Below are 7,378 nucleotides of genomic sequence, written 5' to 3' on the forward strand. Positions count from 1 at the left end.
TCTAAAACAATACATTATCAGCCGATGGACTTTTCATTGTATAGCGAATTATTTTATTTCAATTAGCTTTTGATATATTTTTTCCGTTAATCCTGTTTGCTGGCTAGCTGTTAAGTGACGAGAAGTTCGAATAACAATAGTACCATAAACATAATGAGAACCTGGGTTTAGAATCCCATTCCCATCAAAGGCAGATAGGTAGGTGTTTCGTTTCTCTGCGTCCTCTTTGCTTCTATAGACTTCCACATTTCCACCTACATCAGTTCCTTTATCAACAATGTCAACACCCTCTACCGATTCTGTCACCTGATTATCAGAAAAATAGACTGATGCAGTGTAGCCACCCTGTTTATTCAAATGACCATTCGGATCATGATTTTCCGTAGCAGATTGGATCTCCGTCACTGTATCTATTTCTCTCAGTCTTTCCTCTACAAATGAACTCCCCGGATTCGTAATCTGTTTCAACTGTTTAACGCTTTTCTGGTAGTTAGCCATTTTTTCAGATAAATTTTTCTGACTTTCTGAGTAGTCTACAGGAGCGGCAATAGCTTTGGCTTGTTTTTCAATCTCTGAGGTACTAGTCTTCATTTTTGGCACTTTACGAATTTCTTTTTTAGTATTTGATATACTTGTTTTTAATTCTTCTAAAGTGACAGCTTCTAGAGGCTCAGCCTTATCTTTTATCAATTTTGTTGCAGAATCTACCTGTTCCTCTATATTTTTGTTATAATTTTTTAGCATCTCTACTGATTTATTAAAATTTGAAACAGCTTTTTGATGAGGGGCAAAAACTAAGAAATAGTATCCTGATGCTAACGATAGCACTACTAAAATAATACTAATGATGACAATGTTTTTCTTTTTCATTTTTATATACTCCTATTTGTAATTGCTTTAGTTAAGCCTAAATAATGAATTCCTAACAATATTCTTATAAAGGCATTCTCTCCTTTAAGGACTGTAAAATCTATCTAATGTCATGGTTTTCTCCTTTTGTTTATTGATATTCATTTATAAATTCCCTGCTAGCCTTCAGCAGTCATAAGTATATTGGACGACTTTTGCTTGACTGTCAACAGGTTTATCTGCTACTTTGCAACAAAGTCTAAAATTAGACCTTCTTCACCATATCCACAAAGAGATGAATATCGCCATTGCTTTCCTGCGGAATGCGCCTCACCACTTCAAAGCCCATGTTGAGATAAAGCTGCTGGGCTCGGTGATTGAAGTCAGCCACGTATAACCTGATGACTTGGGGTGCAAAATTTTCTATGATAAAGTCCAGAATTTCCTGCAAGAATGTAGCACCCTGACCTTTTCCGCAATGCTCCGGCTTCGTCCCCAAACCAAGCTCCAAAATTCGCTCTCCTTTCTGCTCTAAGCAGAAAAATCCATAGAGTTCCCCTTCTCTCAGGACTTGAAAATAACGATCCCCACGCATTTCAGGGGAAACCATTTCTTCATAATCCTCCAGGTCATTTTTCATATCATAAAAATCATAAGGCACCTCGTAATGCCAGTCGTTAGCAATTTCCAAAGCATGCTGCTGGGTTAGCGGTTCAATCATCATCTACTCCTCCTTTCTCTAAAACTCCCAATAAAATCGTTTCTGGTCTGCTTTTTCACTGCAACCAAGGCTGTGGTAAAATTCATGGGCTGATGAGCGGGAAATGCCTGAATTAATCCGAATTCCTGTGTAGCCTGCTGCTTTTCCCTCTTCACGCAAAGCTTGCATCAGCGCTCTGCCATGTCCCTGCCCTTGAAAATCCTGAGCGACGGCCAAAGCCAAGAGATTGAGCAAGGACGGAAAATAGAGACAGTCGTAGCTAGCAGCATGAGCGTAGCCTATGACCTGACCGTCTTCTTCAACTACCAAAATCAAATGCTGGTCATTCTCTAGCAGCCTCTTCAGTTGAGCCTCCGTCGCTTCCCTATCGAAGTCATAGCCCAGACACTCAGCATTGAGCCGCTGAATGGCTGCGGCGTCACTTAGTTTTACTTTACGAATCATTTGTCACCTCGTTCTTCTCTTTATTATAGCAGAAAAGCAGTCTCTTTGACTGCTTTCAATGAACTATTCTCCTATCTGTCCCTTCAACCAAGACTCCGCCTCTTCTAAAGGCTGGTCTGTTAGGACATCGGGCTGAATTGCCTCATTCTCATAAAGCTTGCCCGTGCGATCTAGGATACTCGAGGTAGTCAAGAGCAAAACCGCTCCATCATACAGTTGATAATAATTATTTCCCGTAGTATAGCTTGCCGTTGGCTGACCAAATATTTTAACGTTTTCCAGTCCCTTAAAAGCTAAAACAGTCATTTCTCCTGAGCTTCCTGTACGTTCATTGGTAAGGACGGCTATTGGCACTTTCTTTGCTTTCTCATCAGTCTGCTCCAGACCAAACTGCTTCAGAATATCTGATCGAGAAACCGCGCTCTTGCTTCCATTTTTTTCAACGAATTGGAAGAGATCTTCATCAGGCAAAAGAGAGGACAGGCCCGCAATCATCGGATACATATTCCCGCCGGTATTATCTCTCAGATCCACAAGAACCGCCTGATAGTCATCCCTTTTAAGAGCTGCTGACAGTTTCTTGGCATAAGCCTTCGTTGCCTGTGCATCACCAGTGAAAGCAGGAACTTTTAAATAGAGAATTCCCTCCCGATTCTGCACTTCAGGCTGATTTTTGCTTTCTGGACTATTTTCGGGATTATCCTGTGGACTTAAAAAATAAGAATGCTTTCCGCCAGCCTCTTTGGTTAATTCTTCCAAGACGGGATAGGTATCTTGATAAGTCTTGGCTGATCCAAGCTTCTCTAAGGCTTTCTTTTTCTCATTTTCCCAATCTTTGTCCGTATAAAGACCGAAATCAAGCTTTTTCACAACCGAGCGAGCGTAGTCCTGCGGACTAGGTGGAAAAAGAAAAATGCCGTAGTCTGGACCAAAGTAGGCCAGAAAACCTATTAAAAGAGCAAGCAAAATCAGCACCGTTCCCAAGCAACCTAAAAGGACTTTTTTCATAATCACACAACCTTTCTTGTGAGGATTCCTGAGCTGATTATAGCAAAATAGAGACACGTTTTCCATGTCTCTACCTTACATTTATCATCGTCAATCTTACATTTTTGTAAGATGATTTTATTTAAATCTACAGAAGCTTATTTCCATTTCTCACTCTTGGAAAATGCAATCATCAAACCAGACCCAGCTAGAACTGCCAGAATAAGAAGACAGATATTTTTCAGTGGATAGAGCCAGTCTTTATTTTTCTCATGCCAAGTTGTCTTCCAAAGCCGAACATACTCAGCATTCATATCTTCGGGCTGGTTCAGCTGAATATTAATCACAATCGCCAATAAGATCAGGGCGATAAAAGCAAGGGTAAAGAGCCAGATTTTCTTCTTTTGGGTTAGGTTAAGTTTTTTCATTCTTTTCTATTTCTTCTTTCTCTTTAATATCAATACTTTATCCCTACTCCTCTTTTACAGCGATTTCAGAGTTTCGATAACCATAAAATCCATAGATAAGACTTCCCAGCGCTAGGGCAATTCCAAAGGCTTGCCAGGTTTCCTTAGTATACTGGGTCATAAAGGACAGACAGATGATAATGGACAAAATCGGTGTCAGAGGTACTAGAGGCGTTTTAAATTCTCCAGCTTTGGGCATTCCTTGATCTTTCCGCAATTTCAAAACAGCCAGTGCCAATAAAATCAGATAGGCCAAGGTACAAATATTGAGGAAAGAGGCGATGCTAGCCAAGGGGAAGATACCGGCACAGACAGCTGAGGCAATCCCTACCAGAATCGTTGCATTCTTTGGCACCCGACTGGTCTCTGTCAATTTCTTGAAAGAGCGAGGCAAGAGACCATCACGCGCAATACTGTAAATCATCCGCGACAGGGCGTAGGTCATGGAAATGCAGACGGTAATCAGAGTCAAAATAGCGACGACAGAGATATAGTTAGCTGCCCAACCAAGTCCGACGCTGCGCAGGGCAAAGGCTACCGCATCTGAGACATCCAGCTTGCTATAGTGGACAATCCCAGTCAAGACCAAGGTCACCAAAATATAGAGAATGGTCACGATGCTCAAGGATAAGACGATTCCACGCGGAACGTTCTTTTGGGGCTCCTTGATTTCATCAACCGCCATGGAAATGGACTCAAAGCCTAGAAAAGCAAAGAACATGAGTGAAGCCCCAGCCATGATGCCGACCTTGCCGCCATAAATTTCTCCAAAACCAAAAGGTGCAAAATTAGACCAATTTTCTGGTTTGATGAAGAAAAATCCTGCAATGATAAAGAGTGCCAAGGCTGAGAATTTCAAGACAACCAAGGCTGAGTTGAAGCGCAGGGCTGCCTTGGAGTTCAGAAGGACAACTCCCGTAACAAAGACCAAGACCAGAATGGGCAGCAAGTCCACATAAGTACCTGCTTTGGGATTGAAGGTACCATTCAGGGCTGCCGGCAGCTGGATACCAAAGCCGCTGAGCAATCCTTTCAGATAAGAGCCCCAGCCAGAGGCAACACCTGAGATAGCGGTCATGAACTCCATGATGGTCAGCCAGCCAGCCAGCCAAGCAGGAAATTCCCCCAAAACCGCATAGATATAACTGTAGGCTCCGCCATTGGCCGGAATCCGTGAGGCAAACTCAGCGTAAAAAAGGGCCGAAATACTCACACAAAGGGCTGAAATGACAATCGAGATGGTCAGAGCAGGCCCAGCATATTTGGCCGCTCCAGTCCCTGTGATGGTGAAAATCCCAGTTCCTACCATGGCTCCAATACCAAGCAAAATCAGATCAGGAATTTTCAAGTGACGGCGCATGCCCGTTCTATCCTTGCTAGCATCTTTTTTTCTAAATATATTCATCTATTTTTATTCTCCTAATTGCATTAACGCCCTATTTTATCATATTTCCTCCCTTTTAGGAATCCTTCTCAGAAAAATACCGAAAAGAAAGGCTGAGAGAAATCTCAGCCTAAGTCTTTAAAATAGATGAAAGGTATATGATGCCTGTCTCTGCTATCACATGGCCACAATTTTACGATAGCTGCGAGATGTAATGAGAAAAACACCAACATATACTGCAATAAATAGAGCGCAGATACCCAGAGTCACTACTAACATAAGTGTGGCATTCAGCACCCCTAAAGCAGATAAAATCAAGCTCAACATGTGATAGGCAAATGCCAAATGAAGAAAGGCAAAGATTATGGGTAGGAAGAAGACTATCAGAATCTGCCTACGAATTGTTTGCTTAATTTGTTTTTCATCCAATCCAACCTTTTGTAAAATAACAAAGCCTTCTCGATCTTCATAGCCTTCAGAAATCTGCTTGTAGTAGATGATAAGAACAGTTCCAAGCATAAAAACGATTGATAGGAAAATTCCAATAAAGAACATGCCGCCTAGCATTCCTTTTATTTCTTGCTTATCAAAGGCTGTCACCGAACCATAAATACCTTGATTTTCAGGTAAGGTGGTATTAAAACTGCTTAGCTTTTCTTGGTAGGCTTCTTTGAGTTTTCTCTGTTCTTCTTTTGGAAGCTTGAGATTTAATCCTCCATAATAGTTAACATTGACAGCGTAATCGTTCATCAATGAAGAAAAGATTTGACTCGGATTTTTAGCCACCATATAGATTCTTTCAGGCACTATCATATTCATCGGATCGGGTAGATTACCGAAAACGAAATCTTCCTTTAATTTTTTCTTGATTTTCAAATTTTTATCAGCTAGCTGTAAATCTTTTTTGCTATCTAGTTCCAGTCCTTGCTCAAATATGGCTACTTCATCATCTTTAAGCTGAAGATTTTGACCCGTCATTCCTTGATAATCACTCTCAGAAATGGCCAAAATATAAAGATTTGGAGTGAATGATTTCTGTCCCTTAGAATAAATATCTAGCTGATTACCAGTTCGACCGCTAACTCCTATCGTATAATACTGGTAAATAACTTTTTTACTAATCTGTAGCTGCTGCTCTTGAACAAACTCTGTCAAAGCTTGGTCCAGCACCTCACCTGTTATTTCTTTTCCTTGGATACTGAAATCATGCGGGAACATGGCATTCTGCATATAATCACCGCCAGCATAAATGTTAGCTCCACCAGATAAGGTAACCAAAACCATTGTCGACAAAATAGAAATCGTCGCTAAACCGATTGCATTTTTCTTCATTCGAAAAATTAGATTAGATACCGAAATCATGTTATCAGGCTGATAATAAAATGTCTTTTTCTTTTTCAAAAATTGTAAAAAAACAGTCGTCCCTGCATTAAAAAGCAGATAAGTCCCTAGAATAACAAAAAGTACGGCCACGAAGAAAATGATAATGGCTGCCATCGGATTAGATACACCTAAAGCAAGATAATATCCAAAAGCGAGAGAAGACATACCAATAATAGTTCGCAAGAGTAAAAAGCGACTCTTTTTCTCCCCGCTATTTTTTTCTTTGACTAATTGTAGAGCATCAAACTTTCTTAAGTAAAAGCCATTTTTGATCAGCAAGCAGAAAAATACAAAAGCATAGAAAATGATAATCAATACCAATACAAAAGGTTGAAATGTCGAAACCAGAACCACCTTGGTACCCATGAGCTTGAGCAGAAAGGCATAAATCAGCTGGTCAAAGAGTACACCAATAGTCAGCCCCAAGCTCACAGCCACTAGGCCGAAAATTAGCAGCTCAATAAAGGTCATAACAAAGAGATGGCGTTTATTGAGCCCCAACATGCCGTAAAGCCCTAGCTCCTTGGAGCGATTCTTCATAACAAATTGATTGGCATAAAAGACAATAATTCCAGCTGTGATGTTTACAATAACAACCCCTAGGACCAAAACGAGGATAACAGAGCTGGCACCTGTCATTTTGGATAGATTGGGATTAAAAGCCAAGGAGTTGAAAATATAAGAAATGGCTACAGCCACACAGGTAGCCAGTGCAAAAGGATAATAGAGACGGCGGTTCTTAATCAGATTGGATACCGCCAATTTTGCTGCTAATCGAAACACTAGTCTTTCACCTCACTTGCCATAACTGTCAGAGTATCGGAAATCTCTTGGAACATCTGTCGCTCGGTCTTGTCACCACGGAAGATTTGGTTGTAGAGAATCCCATCCTTGATAAAGAGCACCCGCTTGGCGCGGCTAGCCGCTGCCGTTGAGTGGGTTACCATGAGAATAGTTTGACCTCGTGCATTGATATCGTCAAAGACATCCAACAACGCTGCCGAAGACTTGGAATCCAAGGCTCCTGTCGGCTCGTCTGCCAGCAGAATCTCAGGATCTGTGATGATGGCTCGAGCCACTGCTACCCGCTGCTTCTGGCCACCGGAAATCTCATAAGGAAACTTCTCTTGCAGCTTGTTAATC

At 41.2% G+C, this 7,378-nt stretch carries 8 protein-coding genes; all 8 read right to left on the reverse strand.

The features are described 5' to 3' along the window. Window positions 1-48: 48 nt before the first annotated feature. On the reverse strand, window positions 49-870 hold the full coding sequence (locus HMPREF1150_RS08485; RefSeq protein WP_009659326.1) for a hypothetical protein: 822 nt from the start codon (window positions 868-870) through the stop codon (window positions 49-51). Window positions 871-1,114: 244 nt separating this feature from the next. After that, window positions 1,115-1,573 carry a GNAT family N-acetyltransferase gene (locus HMPREF1150_RS08480; RefSeq protein ID WP_009659264.1) on the reverse strand — a complete coding sequence of 153 codons (459 nt, stop codon included), beginning with the start codon at window positions 1,571-1,573 and terminating at the stop codon, window positions 1,115-1,117. 15 nt (window positions 1,574-1,588) lie between these two features. Next, the gene (locus HMPREF1150_RS08475; protein WP_002899856.1) at window positions 1,589-2,014 is read right to left on the reverse strand and encodes a GNAT family N-acetyltransferase; all 426 of its coding nucleotides are present in this window, start codon (window positions 2,012-2,014) and stop codon (window positions 1,589-1,591) included. Window positions 2,015-2,077: 63 nt separating this feature from the next. Next, window positions 2,078-3,088, reverse strand: a complete 1,011-nt coding sequence (locus HMPREF1150_RS08470; RefSeq protein WP_032905375.1) for a S41 family peptidase — start codon at window positions 3,086-3,088, stop codon at window positions 2,078-2,080. A 71-nt stretch (window positions 3,089-3,159) separates the two neighbouring features. Beyond that, the gene (locus tag HMPREF1150_RS08465; protein WP_009659240.1) at window positions 3,160-3,429 is read right to left on the reverse strand and encodes a hypothetical protein; all 270 of its coding nucleotides are present in this window, start codon (window positions 3,427-3,429) and stop codon (window positions 3,160-3,162) included. 43 nt (window positions 3,430-3,472) lie between these two features. Further along, window positions 3,473-4,873, reverse strand: a complete 1,401-nt coding sequence (locus tag HMPREF1150_RS08460; protein WP_009659305.1) for an amino acid permease — start codon at window positions 4,871-4,873, stop codon at window positions 3,473-3,475. A gap of 156 nt (window positions 4,874-5,029) precedes the next feature. Then, window positions 5,030-7,018: an ABC transporter permease gene (locus HMPREF1150_RS08455; protein WP_009659252.1), complete on the reverse strand. Its 1,989-nt coding sequence runs from the start codon at window positions 7,016-7,018 to the stop codon at window positions 5,030-5,032. Then, window positions 7,018-7,378 (reverse strand): ATP-binding cassette domain-containing protein (locus tag HMPREF1150_RS08450; RefSeq protein ID WP_009659310.1); only part of this gene is annotated, 361 nt, incomplete at its 5' end. The genes HMPREF1150_RS08455 and HMPREF1150_RS08450, both read right to left, overlap by 1 nt.

Origin of the sequence: Streptococcus sp. AS14, from assembly GCF_000286495.1 — a bacterium.
Lineage (GTDB): Bacteria > Bacillota > Bacilli > Lactobacillales > Streptococcaceae > Streptococcus > Streptococcus sanguinis_P.

What these genes read in the sequence shown, in the direction of transcription:
- HMPREF1150_RS08470 (WP_032905375.1), bottom strand. Translation starts at nt 3,088, where the DNA reads ATGGAAAACGTGTCTCTATTTTGCTATAATCAGCTCAGGAATCCTCAC.
- HMPREF1150_RS08465 (WP_009659240.1), bottom strand. Translation starts at nt 3,429, where the DNA reads ATGAAAAAACTTAACCTAACCCAAAAGAAGAAAATCTGGCTCTTTACC.
- HMPREF1150_RS08475 (WP_002899856.1), bottom strand. Translation starts at nt 2,014, where the DNA reads ATGATTCGTAAAGTAAAACTAAGTGACGCCGCAGCCATTCAGCGGCTC.
- HMPREF1150_RS08480 (WP_009659264.1), bottom strand. Translation starts at nt 1,573, where the DNA reads ATGATGATTGAACCGCTAACCCAGCAGCATGCTTTGGAAATTGCTAAC.
- HMPREF1150_RS08485 (WP_009659326.1), bottom strand. Translation starts at nt 870, where the DNA reads ATGAAAAAGAAAAACATTGTCATCATTAGTATTATTTTAGTAGTGCTA.
- HMPREF1150_RS08460 (WP_009659305.1), bottom strand. Translation starts at nt 4,873, where the DNA reads ATGAATATATTTAGAAAAAAAGATGCTAGCAAGGATAGAACGGGCATG.